Raw genomic sequence first — 18036 nt, 5'->3', positions numbered from 1 at the left:
GTTTTTTTTAAACTGATTAATAATCCATAACATACATTAGCAGTAAACTAAGATGTTTACATGAAAGGAGAAGATTGCTTTGAATGGATCGTTACTTAATTCCCTTAGAAAAGGTGGATTTATATTATATGCAAGGCATGGGGAAGCGACCGTTGGAAGAGATTTACCCTATTTAAACTTTCAAGACTGTTTAACCCAAGGAAATCTTTCTGAAAAGGGACGTTGGCAGGCTATTTACTATGGAAAGATTCTTCGTTACTTACAAATACCGATTCAATCCCCTGCTTCCGCAAGTCCCTTTTGCAGGACAATAGAAACAGCGCAGTTAGCATTTGGAAGTGGCCATGTTCAAGTTAATCCATTTTGGTTTGAGATATATAGGTTGAATGGAAATTTACCTAGTAGTGATAGACAAAGAATTTTAAATAATTTTAGGTCTGTTTTGGAAACAATTCCAGTAGAGGGGAGAAATAAAGTTATTGTTGCGCACAGTTTCCCAGAAGGGGTAGGTTTAGGGCAAATACCCTATATGGGGACAGTTATTATAAAGCCTAAAGGGGAAGGAAATGGTTATGAAGTTGTTCGTCTATTATCTTTAACAGATTGGAGTAAATTAGATAGTTAGAAGAAGGTTCTTTACCAGAAAAGTAGAAGTTAACCGTATCACAAATAGTGGTAAAGCAGAGAGTTGAACTTGTCCTAGATAAGGAGTTATTAAATAGCCTTTTATAAAAATAAAGGATACGTATCTTATTAATATGGTATCCTCAACGGAAAGTTCAATTCATAGAAGAATTTTTAATAAGTTGTGCTAAATAAATTAGCCCTTTTTCTAGTTGATCCATTTAAGCATAAGAATAGGATATACGAAGGTGCTGATCATCATTTTTATCATACACACTTCCCGGATTTAATAAAATCCTATCTCGAAGAGTTAAATAAAATAGTTTTCGAGTGGAAACTCCTGATTGCAATCTAAGCCAAATATAAAATCCTCCTTTTGGAACTCTTCAAATTGCTATCTCAGAAAAATATTTCTCTGAAATTTGAATAGTAAAGTCCCTTCTGAATCTTAATTCTACTTTTATATCCTTTAAGAAATTCTCATACAAACGATTGGAATACGTGTACCGAGTTCAAATATGAGGGTGTTTCATGGAGGATACTTGATCCTCTTCAGGACTTTGGGAGCATTACTAATCTCGTGGTATTTGTTATTGTACTGTAATTAAGGGTTCATACTAGCGTAATAGTTTTTCTCTATACTAATAGACTTAGTAGTTAGTAAGGGAGATGACAAAACGAATTATTTAAATACTAATAGACAAATACATAGTAAGGGAGAAATAAGATGATAAAACGCATTACTTTAATTTTTTTGACAGCAATGATCTTCATGTCTGCGTTAGTAATTCCTACTAATGCGATGAACGGTGGAACGGAAGGGACGAGACCCTGGATGAACACCCAGCTCTCTGCTGAGGAGCGCACCGAGTTGCTTCTCGATGCGATGACGATGGAACAGAAGATCCAGCAAATTGCCATCTCGCGCTTTAATGAGAATGACACTGGTGAAACGGTAATCATCAAAAGGGGCGGTAGTAGCAAGTATATGAACGGAGAATTTGCTCCCCAGGGTACCCTGCCCGGGTGTGAGTGGCAGGACACCGGCCGGCAGATCCGTGGGAACGAGGAACTGGGCATCCCCACAGTTCGGATGACCAACGGTGGTACGGGCGTGAAGGGCGGATCGTGTGGCAATGATCCGGAGGCGACGGGATTGCCGTCCACCCTGGCTATGGCCGCGACCTTCGACCGTGGGCTGAACTATGAGGCCGGCCGGATTCTTGGCGAGGAGACACGGGCCTTCGCGCATCACGTGCTGCTCGGACCGGGCATGAACCTCGTGCGTCACCCATACAATGGCCGGAACTATGAGTACTTCAGTGAGGACCCGTACCTGACGGGTACCCTGGCGACACAGCAAGTCAAGGGCATCCAGGACCAGGGGGTCCAGGCCCAGCTTAAGCACCTGGCCGGCAATGAGCAGGAGACCGAGCGATGGACGATGGGTGTTCAGGTTCCCTCAAAGGCCATGAACGAGCTGTACATGCTGCCGTTCGAGATGACCGTCAAGGATGCTGACCCTGCCTCCGTGATGTGCTCGTTCCCGGATGTCAACGGCACCTTTGCCTGTGACAGCTCTGAACTGCTCCAAGATGCACTAAGGAACAAGTGGGGCTTCGATGGTTACGTCATGAGTGACCGCCGTGCGATTCACGACACGGTCTCAGCCATTAAGGCGGGTATGAATGTCGAGCTAGATTGGGCACCACAGTACTACACCCAAGAGAAGATCCAGGAGGTCCTCGACTCGGGTCAGGTAACCGAGGACGACATCGACAATCTACTTCGTCCGCGTTACATCAAGATGATTGAGTTCGGCCACATGGATGAGCCCTACGACAAGTTCCTGCCGGAGATCGTCGATCCAATCGCCAACGGCGCCAGCGCACGGAAAATGTCCGAGGAAGGCTCAGTGCTGTTAAAGAACGATGACGGCTTCCTGCCACTGGACGGTGAGCCGAAGTCAATTGCGCTGATCGGTCTCGAGTGGTTTGCCGGTGAGGCCAAGATGTCCCCGCGCTCTGTTCGGGACAACAACGAGAACGTCGTGACCCCTTACACAGTCACACCACAGGAAGGCTTAGAGAATGTCATCGAGGAACTGGGCTACGATACCAAAGTAACGTATAACGATGGACGTGACCCGGAGGCTGCCGCTAAGCTGGCTGCTGAGTCCGACGTCGTGCTACTCATGGTCGGCGACAACCCGCATGAGACTGTGGACCGCGATACCCTTGGCTTCCCGGCCATCGACCTCGACAAACACCCGGATCGAGAGAACTGGGTAGAGCAGGAGCCGCTAATCGATGCGGTCTTGGGGGCCAACGCGGAGAACACCGCTGTGGTTCTGAAGACTTCCGGTACGGTGCTTATGCCATGGTTGGATAAGGTACCTGCAGTGCTTGAGGCTTGGTTCCCAGGCATGGAGGATGGCAATGCCGTGGCAAACTTGCTCTATGGTAAAGTCAATCCTTCCGGTAAGCTGCCTATGACGTTCGGTGCGACCGAGCGTGAAGCAGCCTTCGCGACTGAGGAGCAGTACCCTGGAACCCGTCAAGACACCGGCAAGCCAGGTGGCCCTGGCCCGTACGGTAACGGTTCCGACCAGCTAATCGCCAAGTACACCGAGGGTCTTGAGATGGGCTACCGCTGGTACGAGGCTAACGACGTGAAGCCGCTCTTCCCATTCGGTTACGGCTTGTCGTACACGACCTTCAAGTATGACGATCTCAAGGTCAAGGAGGTCCAGGGCAAAGGCTCGTTGTCTGGTATTGACGTGTCCTTCACCATCACGAACACAGGCGACGTTGCCGGCGCCGAAGCGGCACAGGTCTACCTGACACTCCCGGACGAGGCGGGGCAGCCGACCAAGCGACTTGTCAACTTCCAGAAGGTTGACCTTGAGCCCGGTGAGAGCCAACAGGTGACTGTGTTGATTAACCAGGCTGATTCCAACCACCCGTTCTCTTATTTCATTCCGGAAGACCCGGACAATCTGGGGAACTGGGCTGATGGCGAGTGGGCTACCGTTGACGGAAAGTACAGCGTGCATGTCGGTGGTTCCTCGGCAGACACTCCGCTGGAAAAGGACATCCCGTTGAATCTCAAACTCAACAAGGACAACGGCAATGGCAACAACGATGACAATGGCAACAACAAAGGCAACAACAATGATAAAGGCAACAACGATGGCAAAGACAACAACGATGGCAAAGGCAACAACGATGGCAAAGGCAACAATAATGACAAAGGCAACAACAATGGCAAAGGCAACAACAATGACAAAGGCAACAACGATGGCAAAGGCAACAACGATGGCAAAGGCAACAACAATGACAAAGGCAACAACGATGGCAAAGGCAACAACAATGACAAAGGCAACAACGATGGCAAAGGCAACAACAATGACAAAGGCAACAAACAATGGCAACAACAATGGCAACAACAATGGCAACAATGGCAAAAGCTATGGCAACAGCTATGGCAAGGGGAACTCTAATCGGTAGGCCCCTGGCCATGGGATGACGTCGGCGATCCGGTAGGGATCGTCAGGCATCCCGAAGGTAGTGAGCCCGCGGGCTCGGCGAATCAAGCCGAGGCCTGCGGGCTCACTGCTTTTTCTCGAAGCCTACATGGGCCACGAGAGGGACGAAAAGAGTCAAGGAAGGATGTGAGAGGTATGTTGAAGGGATCCGTTTGGAACAGCCGGCGAGGTCTGAGGCATTCGTGGTGGGTGGCCCTTGGCCTGGTGATGACCTGTCGATGGTCAAGCATATAAGTGACCGTGTCGCAGTCATGTATGCTGGGAAAATCGTAGAACTTGCAGAAAGCGAGGAGCTCTATTCGAACCCGCAGCATGCCTATACAAAATCCCTGCTCTCTGCCATCCCAATTCCCGATCCGAAGATCGAAGCGAAGAAGAAAAGAACGTTAATGGAAGAGCAGACAGATGAAGATAATATCAATTGCAGCAATCCGAGCTCGTTGAAATAAATAAGGGGCATTGGGTTGCTATGCCAAAAGTAGTTGCAAATGTTTAAGGGTCTTTGGATCCTATCAATAGGTACCATATTAAAAAATATGTTATCTTCTCTTGAAACAACAAAAAAGGGACTGTCACAAAGTTTTGTGACAGCCCCAGAGAATCTGAGAGATTTTTGTAGAAGGGAGAAACTATAGTTTCTGTCTATAAATTTCCATAAAAACCTCTATTATTGATAGTTCTATTGTAACCCGTAAGGCTGTAAACCTTCCTTTTTGACCTTAATACGCCAGACTTCATTTTTTGATGACTCTGTTACATAAAGGCATCCATTATGAAAAGTCAGATTGGTGGTAAAAGTCCCCGCATCCTTAGGCAGGCGAATGGTACCGTATTTAAATCCACTTGCATCCAGTACGACAATTTCGCCAGCCTGAAAATGGGCTACATAAAGATTGCCCTCCGTATCGACGGCTAAACCATCTGGACCGATTCCGCCTTCAAATTGACCGAAGACAAACGGTGTTTCACGCGCGTCTTTAGCATTCTTTGAAGGTACAGAGATAATTCGGTTTGTAGCGAACTCAGAGATATAAACACGCTGACCGTTTGCTGAAATCGCAATTCCATTTGGATAAGCAATACCTTCTTGGAAAAGCTGTAATTCTGAACCATCTGGCGGCAGGTAGAAGACCCGGCCTATTGGTTTCGTTGCACTGGATCCCATTGGTTCTGTAAAGTAAAGTCCACCAGCCTGGTCAAATACGAGGTCATTTAGTCCATTTAAAGGTTTGCCATTGTAAGAATCAACAATGGTGGTGCGCTTTCTAGTGACAGGGTCATAGGAGTAAAGTTTTCCAGTAACATCCGTGATAAAGAGACGACCATCCTTGTGAAACTTTGTCCCTACAGGGAGGTCCCCTACATATGTTTCTACGATTGAAAGCTTATCGTCCTCGACCTTAATAATTTCGCCTGTAGGCGGACTAACCATCCAAATATTTCCGCCTCGGTCAAAATTAATGCCCTCCATAAATCCACTTCCGGTAGCTACCTTTTCCCACTGACTATTAGGATGGACAATTTCAGAAATGGAATGTCTTTCCCCTTTTGGCACTGGTTTTGTTACATATAACGCTTTTGCTCCAACAACTGTAGCAGTAATAAGGGAGAGTATGATTAATACGGTTACCGCTAATGCCCTTTTTTTCATTTTATACATTCCTCCTTTTTTAACCTATAAAGGTCAAATGATAAATCTTTCATATATTCATCTCTCAGATTTTTCACACAGGAATGATAGCCTGTATATCGTTTAAATTTATCATTATATTATGAATATACACAATATAAAGAAATATCTGAGTTTATTTAAAAATAAGTAACTTTTTATTCTATTTAATTAATGTATATTTTGTTATATTAAAAGTTTTAGATTTACTTACGGCCTCACCGATAGTATTGATGAACCTTCAAGAGATGCATTTCCATATTTAATCGGGAAAGAAGCAGATTTGCGTGTTCGAAACCTTGCTGTGCCAGGATGGAAAACAATAAATCTGTTGAATGCGCTAAATAATGATCAAAAGTTCATTCAAGCAGTTAGTAAAGCAGATTATATTACGTTGAATATTGGGAGTAATGATTTGTTAAAGCCAATAAAGGATGCTTTTGTGGCAAGTGGAGGAAACCTAGATGCAGAGACAATAGTAATTAATAATTCATTGGAGACATTAGTGCATTTATATCCAGGTTTAGTGGTTGCAAATGCATATGAAATCGGATTGAATCCGTTAAATAACCTTATACCTGGAGATATTCACCCATCACTTGTGGGTCATAAAAAGCTAGCTCAGATTGGTTTGGAGGCATTAGGATTAGACTAATTTAATTTATTTTTAAGGCTGTTGAGTAAAATCAACAGTCTTTTAATAATGTAAAATGCTAGCTTGGAATTCCACTTTTCTACCTCAAATTAAAACTGAGTATAGAAACCACCGCTTAAGTAGGAGCGGTGAACCTTACCATAAATAGAGGCAGTTTTCATCGTGGGTATTTATAACATGCTGGGTCACTGGTTTCAATTTCAAGGACCATTTGAAGAAGAGTTGATAATCCGTATTTAAATGCATACTTAGCTGTTTCCATCCAAGCGTTTAAATATGGAATAGCCACACAACGATGGGTCCTAAAAATGATCCAATTATCGCACATAAGGTCATGGTTATAGAGCTCATGGAAAAGGCAAGTTCACCATATTCGGCAGCTTTTGAAGTTCCTAAGGCATGTGAGGCACTTCCAAGGGCGATTCCTCTCCCAATGGGACTATGCACGCGGGCGAATTTAAAAATCGTGGGAGCTGCAATGACACCAAAGATGCCAGCAATCATCACGCTAATAACCGCCATTGAGGCATTCCCTCCCAAACCTCTGGCCACTTCTATTGCAACAGGGGTTGTAAGAGATTTAGGGATGATTGAAAGAATTAATGGATGACTCATTCCAAATAACTTAGCTAAGATGCTGACACTTACCATCCCAGAAATGGCACCGATTAAAACCCCTCCTAAGATAGGAATCATATGAGTCAATAAAAAGTGACGTTGTTTATACAAAGGATAAGCAAGTGCCACAACGGCCGGTCCCAAAAGAGAGTTAATCCACTGTCCGCCTAGCATATAGCTTTTATAAGGAATATTAAGCACTACAAGGATGATGATAATCAGGACGGTAGCAGTTAAAACTGGAATGAAAAACGAATAAGAAAAACGTTTGTATAATCGGGTCATCACAAAAAAGGCAATGACAGTTAATAGAATCATCCAAATTGGGAATAGTGCTTGTTGCATTCCTGTTCATCCTTTCTTTTTTGTGCCTTCTTTTCAAAAAATTGGCTTGCTGTCCCTGCTATTGCAATGGTAATTAGGGTGCTTAATAGAATAACTATAAAGAATATGACACCGTGAAGAGAAAGCAATGAAGGGTAATTCATGATACCGACTGTAGCAGGAATAAAAAATAGTGTTAAAATACTTAACAGAAAACCTGCACCCTGCTCTATAAACCTTACTGGGATGATTTTTAAACATAAACAAATAAAAAGTAATAATAGGGCGATAATACTGCCTGGAATCGCCAGTTGAAAAAGGTTTTGAATAGCACTTCCAATGAAGGAAAAAATATATAAAATGCAAATTTGCAAAACAATGATTAGGAATTTCATATGCGCAGCGTCCCTCTATTAGGGACAACATCCTACCTTCTTTCTAAAAAATGGACTTAAAATCTAAACGTTAAACAATCGCAAGATTCATAGATTCTCACCTTATTACTCCTTAAGATTTGATACAACCGACGGTTCTGACTTAGTTTTGCGGGTCAAGAATGGGTATAAGTAGTTGTGCTACAAATGTCTCACCTACCTTATTATATACCCATTGATAAACAGATGCCTTCCCTATGTTTTTAGTAACAATTAACATCTTATCTATATTTATCACCCATTAAAGTATCTCAGGTAGACGGCCCCATTTTTACAAAAGATAATAGTTTCACGTGGAACAACCCAATGTCCTAGTTTAATGGAAGTTGCTTTTAAATACCAGTTGAATATTTAAATATTATGCTATAGTATATAAGTATAATTAAATAAGACCTCACTTTTTTTCAGTGAGGTAGAGGCGCGATATTTAACAGTCTTTAGTGGAGTTTGAGAAGCCGTGATGCTAAGGAGAAGGAAATGTCGCCGAAGTTTGTAATATACTCGAGTATTACATGCTGGGTCTGCAGTTAAGAGCTGCAGGACTGTCTCAATAAACTATCCGGTTTATTGAGTTGTGCTATCTCATTAGGGATAAAAGAGAGGACTTTAGGGCAACTACGCATAGTGCGACCTGAGTATATCTCAGGTCGTTTTTCGTCGTAATTCATAGAAAAAAACAGGAGGAGAAACAGGATGAGAAAAAAGTTATCATTATTTATAGTTTTGTTGGTTTCAACCATTCTTCTATTGGCAGGTTGTGGGACAAGTAAGGGCTCCGAATCTGGATCGTCAGAAGATAATACATTTAAGGTGGGTCTTGAAGCGGGATATGCTCCTTTTAACTGGACTCAAAACGATGATTCTAACGGTGCCGTTAAAATCGGTGGCACGAAAGAATATGCAGGTGGTTATGATGTGGAAATTGCTAAAAAAGTGGCTGAAGGGTTAGGAAAAGAATTAGTGATTGTCAAAACTGAGTGGGATGGTCTTGTACCAGCATTAACATCAGGGAAAATTGATGCAATCATTGCTGGCATGTCACCAACAGCAGAACGTAAAGAAACAATCGATTTTTCAGATAATTACTATACATCAAATTTAGTGATGGTGGTGAAAAAGGGCAGCAAGTTTGAAGGCGCTACTTCTATCCAAGATTTCAAGGGAGCAAAAGTTACAGCTCAATTAAATACATTCCACTATTCAGTGATTGATCAAATTAAAGGTGTAGACAAGAAAACGGCGATGGACAACTTCCCAGCAATGAGGGTGGCTCTTGAATCAGGAATGATTGATGGATACGTTTCAGAGCGTCCGGAAGGAGTTAGTGCATCAGCTGCGAATGAAAACTATGTAATGGTTGAATTTGAAGAAGGATTTGAAACATCAGCAGATGACACCGCAATCGCTGTCGGTCTTGAAAAAGGCAGTGACCTTACAGATAAAATCAATGAAGTTTTAAAAGGTATCGCAGAGGAAGAACGCACAAGTATTATGGATAATGCTATTAAGAATCAACCAGCAGCACAATAAAAAATGGTGAGACCGACTGTATTTCGACATACAGTCGGTTTTAGGTAGAGGAGGATAAAAGATGAGTCTTGAGTGGGTCATTAAAATAATTTCAGAAAACTGGCCTATGTTCCTTCGTGGTGCAGGTTTAACGCTTTTGATTGCTCTTACTGGGACGATTATTGGGGCAGTTATTGGATTATTCGCAGGGGTAATACGAACAATACCAGTACCTGAACGCGGAGCGAAAAAAGCATTTTTAAAATTGATTAACGTAATCCTTTCTATCTATATTGAATTCTTCCGTGGAACACCGATGATCGTACAAGCAATGGTTATTTATTATGGTTCTGCGCTAGCATTTGGTTTAGATATGAATGTTTTTGTTGCAGCGATTATAGTTGTATCGATTAATACAGGAGCCTATATGGCAGAAATTGTTCGTGGCGGGATTGTTTCGATTGATAAGGGACAGTTCGAAGCAGCACATGCTATAGGAATGAATCATGTCCAAACGATGTGGAATGTTGTACTGCCACAGGTTATTCGAAATATACTGCCTGCAACAGGAAATCAATTTGTTATTAATATTAAAGATACATCCGTTCTGAATGTTATTTCCGTTACAGAATTATATTTCGTGACAAAATCGATTTCAGGCAATAATTTTAGATATTTTGAGTCATTTTTCGTAGCATGTATGATTTATTTTGTGATGACCTTTATCGTAACAAGAATATTGCTATACCTTGAAAAGAAATTAGATGGCTCTGACAACTATACGATGATAGGAAACGATACACATTTAGAAGTAAATCAAAAATAATGGGAGAAGGAGGAGGGAATATGGATAAGATTATTGATATTCAACATTTAAACAAATCCTTTGGAACGCATGAAGTATTAAAAGATATTAATTTTTCGGTGAACAAAGGAGAAGTAGTCTCCATCATCGGTTCCTCAGGTTCTGGTAAATCAACTCTTCTTCGTTGTATTAATCTTTTAGAAAAACCAAGCGGCGGACAAATTATCTATCATGGTGAAAATATTTTGGATGACAAGCACGATGCAGCTAATTACCGGAAGCATTTAGGCATGGTTTTCCAACAATTTAACTTATTTAACAATCACAATGTTCTAAACAACTGTGTGGTAGGACAGGTAAAAGTATTAAAACGCTCCAAGGAAGAAGCCGAAAGAGTCGCGATGAAGTACTTGAAGGTTGTTGGAATGGACAAATATATTAATGCCAAGCCAAGGCAGCTATCCGGCGGTCAAAAGCAGCGCGTGGCGATTGCAAGAGCACTTTCCATGGAGCCAGATGTGATGTTATTTGATGAACCAACATCCGCCCTTGATCCAGAAATGGTAGGAGAAGTTCTAAAAGTCATGAAGGAACTTGCAGAATCAGGTCTTACGATGTTGATCGTTACGCACGAAATGGAATTTGCAAAAGAGGTATCTGATCGAGCCGTATTTATGGATAAGGGAGTTATTGCCGAAGAAGGAAGTCCAGAGCAAATTTTCAATCATCCAACACAAGATCGTACAAGGGAATTCCTAAAGCGTACTTTAAAACAATTGTAATGATTATATGATTGATTCTTTACTAGTTAAAGGAACCTCCTTTTGATGTTTACAGAGAACCGTATCATAAGTAAATAAGACTTTTCAAAGCGATAAAAGAGAGGGAGAAATACCAAATGGCATTTCTCCCTCTCTTTTCATTTTAACTAAGCACTCTTACTCTCCTACATCTGCCCATTTATATTCGTAAGTTGCACCAAATGGGTTCACAAACACACCTTGAATTCTTGGAGATACTAATTGCGCTCTAGAAGCCTGGTAAACAGGGGCAATTACTGCATCTTCAAATAGCACTTTTTCCGCCTCTAAGAAGTTTTTATAGCGTGCTTTATTATCTGTAGCAAATTTTGTAGCTGTTTCACTAACCAACTTGTCATATTCCGCGCTAGAATATCCAGTCATATTGTTCCCGCCATCTGTAATCCATAAGTTCATGTATGTGAATGGATCAAGGAAGTCAGGGCCCCATCTGGTAAGTTGAAGTTGATAATCCATATTTTTATCTAAATCAAGACGTTGCTTTTTCGGAATTTGTTTAATGTTAATCTTTAATCCTTTTAAATTCGTTGAAAGTTGGTTTGCAACGTATTCAACTAAGTTTTTCGTTGTCTTGTCATCATCTGCTAAGAACTCAAGTTCAACAGAATCCGTTCCTAATTCTTGCAATCCTTTTGCCCAGAAATCTTTAGCTGCAGCAAGGTCATAGGAAACAAGGTCCCCACTTACTTCACGGAAATCCTCACCTGTTTCAGGCATTGGCGTAAAGTCTTTCGGAACCAAGCCGTTTGCAGCAAAGGATCCATTGTTTAAAATCTCGCCTACTAAAGCTTCTTTGTCAAATGCTCTGCTGAGAGCAGCGCGGATATTCTTATTTGCTAATGCTTCTGATTTAGTTTGATTAAACTTTAAAAAGTAAACAAATGTATCTGCTGAAACTACATAGTCGTCACTTGTAGAGTATTGGTCAACTAAGTCGGATGTTAAGTCCATACGATCAACTGTACCTTCTTCATATAAATCAAGCGCAGTTTGTGGGTCTTTTACGACTTTGAAAGTCAGTTTATCCATTTTTACTGTTTTTGCATCCCAATAATCATCATTCTTCACTAGTTCCCATGAATCGCTTGTGCTTGACCAATTGGAAATTTTGTAGGGTCCATTTGCTAATAAGTTTTCTGAACTCGTTGCAAAACTATCGCCCTTTTCCTCCACAAATTTTTTATTTACCGGGAAGAATGTTCCGAATGTCGTTAATGTTTCAAAGTATGGTGTTGGATTTTCTAATTCAACGACGAGGGTAAAATCACCGTCAGCCTTAACTCCTAACTGATCAACGGCAGCTTCACCCTTGTTTACAGCAGAAGCATTTTTGATTACTCCACTCATCATATACGGACCATATTCTGAAGCTGTAGCAGGATCAACGGCACGCTGCCATGCATACACAAAATCATGAGCTGTTACCTTATCCCCATTTGACCAAACTGCGTCGTCGCGTAACGTAAATGTCCAAGTCAGACCATCGACACTTACTTTATGACTGGTGGCAATTCCAGGAGATGGTTGTGTTTTTTCATCTAGTCGGTATAGGCCTTCCGTTGTTGCAGCCAAGTAGATAAAGGAAGACTCATCTGTAGCTAAGGCTGGATCCATTGACGGAATCGCTTCTGGATTCAAAAAATTAAGTACTTTTTCCTCCGCAGTGTCATCTGTTTTTGTTCCCGCGGGTTCCTTTGTCTCATCACCAGAACATGCGGCTAGGACACTTAGGACCAATCCAAATGTTAAAAGTAATAACCAATTTTTTACCTTCATTCATTTTTACCCCCTAATTTTATCTGCTATCCAAATATTATACATATATAGAATATTCGGACTATAGAAATTTATTATACTCATTAACTAGTTTACTTGTAAAGATATTACATGGCGTTTTTTGGTAATTTTAGGTCTCTGTTACGCCATGGTATATTTACTACATCTGTTTGCTCCGAATTCAAGTTTTTGCTAGAATGATAGATTAATATAATAATTTCTCTTAGTATTCTAAAATAGGTAAATCCACCTTTTCTATTTGAATCGTATTTCCATGATGGATATAGCATATAAAGGAAATGGAACAGTTTCAATATAGTTGAAATTAGCATAGTGAAATTTTCCAATTAAAAAGCATAAAAATATCAAGCTGTGCTAATAATATGGAAATCTCACGACTTGTTTGCGTTTATTGGAGAAATTCTTCCTTTCATAACTAAACAGATACAAACCTGTAAGCGTTATTTTCACACAAATCTTTATTTGTAACTTATAATTTGAATATTGAATAGGGGAGAGATGCATATGAAAAGAAGAATAGTGGTTACTGGTATTGGAGCAGTTACTCCTTTGGGGAATGATGCTTTTTCAACATGGAGCAACATTAAAAATGGTGTTTCAGGAATTGCCCCTGCAACGATGTTCGATGTGGAAAGAGTAGATATTAAGATTGCTGCAGAAGTAAAAGACTTTGCCCCAGAGGAATTTATCGATAGAAAAGAAGCAAGAAGAATGGGCCGTTACAGTCAGTTCGCTGTTGCTGCAAGCAAAATGGCTGTAAAGGATGCAGGCATTGAAATCGGCGAGGATATTCAACCCGAACGAGTCGGAGTTTGGATTGGGTCAGGAATTGGCGGTTTGGCTGAGTTCGAGGAGCAGCATCGAAAATTTATTGAAAAAGGTCAAAGAAGGGTTAATCCATTTACGATTCCAATGTTTATCCCTGATATGGCGGCAGGTCAAGTCTCTATCGAACTTGGAGCAAAAGGAATCAACAATTGTTCCGTCACAGCATGCGCATCAGGTGCTAATTCAATCGGTGATGCATTCCGTGTGATCCAAAAAGGAGATGTGGAAATGATGATTGCCGGCGGAACAGAAGCAACGATTACAGAAATGACCGTTGCTGGGTTTTCTAATATGACCGCTCTTTCGAAAAATCCAGATCCAAAAACAGCAAGCCGTCCTTTTGATAAGAACCGTGATGGGTTTGTTATCGGGGAAGGAGCTGGGATAGTGGTATTAGAAGAATTAGAACATGCTCTAGCACGTAATGCTCACATATATGGAGAGTTGATTGGATACGGTGCTACAGGTGATGCCCATCATATTACAACACCTGCACCAGAGGGAGAAGGTGCACAGCGGGCTATGAAGCTAGCAATAGCGGATGCTGAAATCTCTCCGGAACAAGTGGATTATATCAATGCCCACGGAACATCTACTTATTATAACGATTTGAATGAAACATTAGCCATCAAGGAAGTTTTCAAAGACCATGCTTATACTCTTTCAGTAAGTTCGACCAAATCGATGACAGGACATTTGCTTGGAGCTACGGGAGCGATTGAAGCTATTTTTTCTCTATTAGCCATTAAGGAAGGAATCCTTCCTCCAACGATTAATTATGAAACACCTGATGAACAATTAGATTTAGATTATGTTCCTAACGTGGCTAAGAAGAAGGATATTCAAGTCGCCCTAACAAACTCATTAGGTTTTGGCGGGCATAATGCTACATTAATTTTTAAAAAATTTAGTAAATAAGGTGTTTTAGAAAGACGATTCCTGATACTATCAATAGGAGTCGTCATTTTTATTAAGAGATAAAGTAATTTCAATCAAAAATAAAAGGGTGAATATAGGTGAAAAAAATTACAGTTGAAAACTTAGTTCAGAAGTTTTCATTGAAAGTAGTGGCTGGTGAAGGTCAACTGCAGAAAGTGATTACGCAATCACGGGTGCATCGTCCGGGCCTGGAATTTGTTGGCCATTTTGATTTTTTTCCAACTGAACGAGTTCAAATTTTGGGGAAAAAGGAAATTACCTATTTACATAAGTTAAGTAATGAGGAACGCAAAATTCGGATTGGAAATATCGTCCACTATCACCCGCCATGTTTTATCGTAACCGCTGGTGATGAAGATATTACCTATTTAACGCATCATTGTATAGAACAGGGTATCCCGCTGTTAGTAACAAACAAGCTTGAGATAACTTCAGAGTTTATCACCAAATTGGATGCTTTTTTGATAAAGGAATTAGCGCCAGAAATTGCTATTCATGGAGTTTGTATGAATGTATCTGGCATTGGGATCTTGCTTCGCGGAAATTCGGGCGTAGGGAAAAGCGAGACTGCCCACACATTAATTCGCCGGGGACACCGACTAGTAGCGGATGATATTGTAGTCCTAAAAAAGCTTAGTCCGCAAACGATTCTGGGTACCCATGATGAGAAAACCAAGGAATTTTTGGCTCTTCGCAGCATTGGGCTATTGAATGTAGTGCGCTTATACGGCCGCAAGGCATTTCAAGATGAAACACGAATTACGCTTGATATCAATTTGACGAAATGGGAAAAGGATGCCTTGTATAATGATCTGGATCAGGAAATTAACTATACAGATTATATGGGTGTTAAGATTCCCTCCATGGAAATCCAACTCCAGCCTGGACGTGATGTGGCGGGCTTAATTGAGGCAGCAGCAAATAACTGGTATTTAAAGCAGCAAGGATACAGCGCAGCAGAAGAATTTATGAGCAGAATTGAAGCGGATATTACGTTTTCCGGTAAGTAATAGTTAGCTAGACTGTTAGGTTAAACTTAAACACAAATAGGTATTAAAAATGGAGCCTCTCGATATTTTTTCGAGAGGCCATTTCTTTTTCAATGTTTGAACTCAAAGTGCTGTTTGATCATCTTACAAGTATCAAGAAGGGCGGCTGCCAACCTATCTTCATTGCCATAAAAACGTGTTGATGGGAGCGGAATTGAGACCGCGCTTAGATTCCCCATACGATCGACAACTACTGACCCCACTGCACAAATTCCCTCGATGTGTTCCTCCCTTGCAAAGGATACCCCCGTTTTACGGATTAATTCTAACTCCTTGAACAGTTCTTCCCTGATCGTAATGGTATGTTCATTAAATTGTTTCAAGGATTCCGGTACCAGTTTCTCAACTTCATCTAGAGGCAAGGAGGCAAGTATGGCCTTTCCATTTGCTGTGCAATGTAATGGAAAAGAGGCGCCAGGCTGGGAAGTTGCTTGCAATGGATGCGGGGCGATAATTTGATCAACAAAAAGTACCTTCCCATTATCTAACACGGAGAGGTCTACTGTTTCATTGACTTGATGCGATAGTTTTATTAAAAAGGGCCTGATTTCTTCTCTTAAATCACTATGTACAGCGGCTGCAAGCATTGTAATCTCAGCTCCAAGACGGTAACCGCCATTACTAGAAGCGCTTGTAACAAACCTCTCTTGTTCAAGAGTCGTTACAATACGTTGTACCGTTGATCTGGCCATGCCCACTTCTTTGGCAATCTGCGACAAGCTTAATCCTTTTGGATGATTTCTAAGAGCCCTCAGTATAGTGGCTGCACGAGAAATTACTTGAACATTAGCTGTTCTCGATTGATCCTGTTTATCGGTACTCATAAAGTTGTCCCCTTCCACATAATCTATTTTATTATAACGAAGATTTGCATAGATTCAATGGCTTTAGCTTCATAAAGAAGTATGAATATGTTGACATAGGATTCAAATCATTATTATAATAGGTGTAACCGATATGTGGTACACATGTACCACGATGTGGTTAATATTTGCATCTATTTAATAGTTCCTTGTACGACTATTCAAAATATAAATGAGGGAAAAATGATGAAAATAGTTAAAATTGGCGTAATCGGAATTGGGAATATGGGCAGTTCATATGTTGAAATGCTAGATAAAGGCCAAATTAAAGGGGCTATGTTAACGGCGGTTTGCAGCAGTAATGAAGGCCGGATTGCATGGGTGGAAACTCATACGCAGGGTGATGTGAAAATTTTTAAAGACGAAGAGACCTTTTTCAATGAATCAGGTGTTGATGCCGTCATTATTGCTACCCCACATTATAGTCATCCAGAACTAGCCAAAAAGGCTTTTGCCAAAGGGAAACACGTTATTATTGAAAAACCAGCTGGTGTTTATACGAAAAATGTACTAGAAATGAATGCTGCAGCGAAGTCTAGTGGCAAAGTGTTCAGCATCATGTACAACCAAAGGGCCAATCCTCTTTATCAAAAAGTTAGAGACCTTGTACAATCAGGTCAGGTAGGAGACTTAAAACGGACAAATTTAATTTATACAGCACCGTACCGTCCCCAAAGTTATTACGATTCAAGTAAATGGAGAGCAACGTGGGAAGGAGAAGGCGGCGGAGTCCTAATCAATCAGGCTGTTCACCAATTAGATATTTTGCAGTGGACGACGGGCGTTATGCCAAAGAGCATTCGTGCAAGTAGCAGCTTAGGAAAGTACCATGACATCGAAGTGGAAGATGATGTAACTGCATTTATCGAATATGAAAATGGAGCAACGGGTGTTTTTATTGCTTCGACAGGAGAAGCACCTGGTACGCACCGCTTTGAGATCGTTGGTGACCGCGGTAAAATCGTGGTTGAAGATGAGAAACTTGTTTTCCACCAATTAGCCCAATCAGAACGTGAATTTAATGCAACGTATACTGGTGGTTTTGGTATGCCTGAATCTCAAAAAATAGAAATACCAGTTGTTAGTGAAAACGACAATCATAAAATCATTATTCAAAATTGGGTGGAAGCTATTCTTAAAGATTCACCACTCCTTTCTCCAGGGGAAGAGGGGGTAAATGCGCTGGAAATCTCAAATGCTATCTACCTATCTTCTTGGTTAAATGAATCTGTCCATTTACCTGTGGATGCAAACCTTTACTATGAAAAATTGCAAGAAAAAATCAACACATCCACATTTCAGAAAAAACATGTAACAAACACTACCTTAGATGTCAAGGGGACGCATTAAATAGATAGCACAGGTTAATTATGTTGGTAAATTATTGACCAGGGTAAAAATAAATAAAATGAACCAAATAAAACCAGTTCAATCCTGAACTGGTTTTTATTATGGGAATAAAAGGATGTTAGTAGGTATTTGTGTTCATTGCTATTGGATTAGAATGGATATTACCTTTAAATAAACAATAATTGAGCAACATTTTCTGTAAAT

15 protein-coding genes, 1 pseudogene and 1 riboswitch are annotated in these 18036 nt (G+C 40.9%); of the genes and pseudogenes, 10 read left to right on the top strand and 6 right to left on the bottom strand.

The genetic code is table 11. The features are described 5' to 3' along the window. The first annotated feature begins 79 nt into the window (after positions 1-79). The 3 genes and pseudogenes from J2Y03_RS18865 to J2Y03_RS18855 all read left to right on the top strand — a co-directional run. Positions 80-625 (top strand): histidine phosphatase family protein, encoded by a 546-nt coding sequence (locus J2Y03_RS18865; protein WP_310196763.1) that lies wholly within the window; start codon positions 80-82, stop codon positions 623-625. A 726-nt stretch (positions 626-1351) separates the two neighbouring features. Then, entirely contained in the window at positions 1352-4126 is a 2775-nt protein-coding gene (locus J2Y03_RS18860) for a beta-glucosidase (protein ID WP_310196760.1), read from the top strand. A gap of 254 nt (positions 4127-4380) precedes the next feature. Further along, positions 4381-4667: pseudogene (locus J2Y03_RS18855) on the top strand (ABC transporter ATP-binding protein); the annotation flags it as partial. Positions 4668-4850: 183 nt separating this feature from the next. Here the strand turns inward: J2Y03_RS18855 and J2Y03_RS18850 are convergent. After that, positions 4851-5822, bottom strand: coding sequence for an SMP-30/gluconolactonase/LRE family protein (locus tag J2Y03_RS18850; RefSeq protein WP_310196755.1), 972 nt, complete (start codon positions 5820-5822; stop codon positions 4851-4853). Between the two features lie 301 nt (positions 5823-6123). Here J2Y03_RS18850 and J2Y03_RS18845 point away from each other — a divergent pair, with 301 nt between their 5' ends. Next, complete coding sequence (locus J2Y03_RS18845; RefSeq protein WP_310196752.1) at positions 6124-6495, top strand: SGNH/GDSL hydrolase family protein; 372 nt, start codon at positions 6124-6126, stop codon at positions 6493-6495. A gap of 270 nt (positions 6496-6765) precedes the next feature. On the opposite strand, the gene J2Y03_RS18840 is transcribed toward J2Y03_RS18845, so the two are convergent. From J2Y03_RS18840 to J2Y03_RS18830, 3 genes are all read right to left on the bottom strand, one after another. Continuing rightward, complete coding sequence (locus tag J2Y03_RS18840; RefSeq protein ID WP_310196749.1) at positions 6766-7458, bottom strand: LrgB family protein; 693 nt, start codon at positions 7456-7458, stop codon at positions 6766-6768. Then, on the bottom strand, positions 7428-7832 hold the full coding sequence (locus J2Y03_RS18835; RefSeq protein ID WP_310196746.1) for a CidA/LrgA family protein: 405 nt from the start codon (positions 7830-7832) through the stop codon (positions 7428-7430). The genes J2Y03_RS18840 and J2Y03_RS18835 overlap by 31 nt, the downstream gene beginning before the upstream one ends. A gap of 142 nt (positions 7833-7974) precedes the next feature. Further along, a complete protein-coding gene (locus tag J2Y03_RS18830; RefSeq protein ID WP_310196743.1) occupies positions 7975-8109 on the bottom strand; it encodes a hypothetical protein in 135 nt (44 codons plus the stop codon). Between the two features lie 167 nt (positions 8110-8276). Continuing rightward, positions 8277-8459: riboswitch (Lysine riboswitch) on the top strand. A 105-nt stretch (positions 8460-8564) separates the two neighbouring features. Here J2Y03_RS18830 and J2Y03_RS18825 point away from each other — a divergent pair. The 3 genes from J2Y03_RS18825 (at position 8565) to J2Y03_RS18815 (ending at position 10967) form a co-directional block, all read left to right on the top strand. Next, on the top strand, positions 8565-9401 hold the full coding sequence (locus J2Y03_RS18825; RefSeq protein ID WP_310196740.1) for a transporter substrate-binding domain-containing protein: 837 nt from the start codon (positions 8565-8567) through the stop codon (positions 9399-9401). Positions 9402-9462: 61 nt separating this feature from the next. Further along, positions 9463-10206, top strand: a complete 744-nt coding sequence (locus J2Y03_RS18820; RefSeq protein WP_310196737.1) for an amino acid ABC transporter permease — start codon at positions 9463-9465, stop codon at positions 10204-10206. Between the two features lie 20 nt (positions 10207-10226). Continuing rightward, positions 10227-10967, top strand: a complete 741-nt coding sequence (locus J2Y03_RS18815) for an amino acid ABC transporter ATP-binding protein (RefSeq protein WP_310196734.1) — start codon at positions 10227-10229, stop codon at positions 10965-10967. A 156-nt stretch (positions 10968-11123) separates the two neighbouring features. Here the strand turns inward: J2Y03_RS18815 and J2Y03_RS18810 are convergent, their stop codons facing one another. After that, positions 11124-12782: a peptide ABC transporter substrate-binding protein gene (locus J2Y03_RS18810; protein ID WP_310196730.1), complete on the bottom strand. Its 1659-nt coding sequence runs from the start codon at positions 12780-12782 to the stop codon at positions 11124-11126. Between the two features lie 525 nt (positions 12783-13307). Between J2Y03_RS18810 and fabF the strand changes: the two genes are divergently transcribed. Continuing rightward, positions 13308-14549: a beta-ketoacyl-ACP synthase II gene (gene fabF, locus J2Y03_RS18805; protein ID WP_310196727.1), complete on the top strand. Its 1242-nt coding sequence runs from the start codon at positions 13308-13310 to the stop codon at positions 14547-14549. 98 nt (positions 14550-14647) lie between these two features. Continuing rightward, positions 14648-15580 (top strand): HPr(Ser) kinase/phosphatase, encoded by a 933-nt coding sequence (hprK, locus tag J2Y03_RS18800; RefSeq protein ID WP_310196725.1) that lies wholly within the window; start codon positions 14648-14650, stop codon positions 15578-15580. 89 nt (positions 15581-15669) lie between these two features. Here the strand turns inward: hprK and J2Y03_RS18795 are convergent, their stop codons facing one another. Then, a complete protein-coding gene (locus tag J2Y03_RS18795; RefSeq protein ID WP_310196722.1) occupies positions 15670-16443 on the bottom strand; it encodes an IclR family transcriptional regulator in 774 nt (257 codons plus the stop codon). A 225-nt stretch (positions 16444-16668) separates the two neighbouring features. On the opposite strand from J2Y03_RS18795, the gene J2Y03_RS18790 reads away from it, so the two are divergent. Continuing rightward, entirely contained in the window at positions 16669-17832 is a 1164-nt protein-coding gene (locus J2Y03_RS18790; protein WP_310196719.1) for a Gfo/Idh/MocA family protein, read from the top strand. Positions 17833-18036 lie beyond the last annotated feature (204 nt).

The organism is Neobacillus niacini, from assembly GCF_031457145.1.
In the GTDB taxonomy this organism is placed as follows: Bacteria; Bacillota; Bacilli; order Bacillales; family Cytobacillaceae; genus Neobacillus; species Neobacillus niacini_J.
The sequence above is the reverse complement of the archived record's forward strand: the minus strand, read 5'-3'. Positions and strand labels throughout refer to the sequence as shown.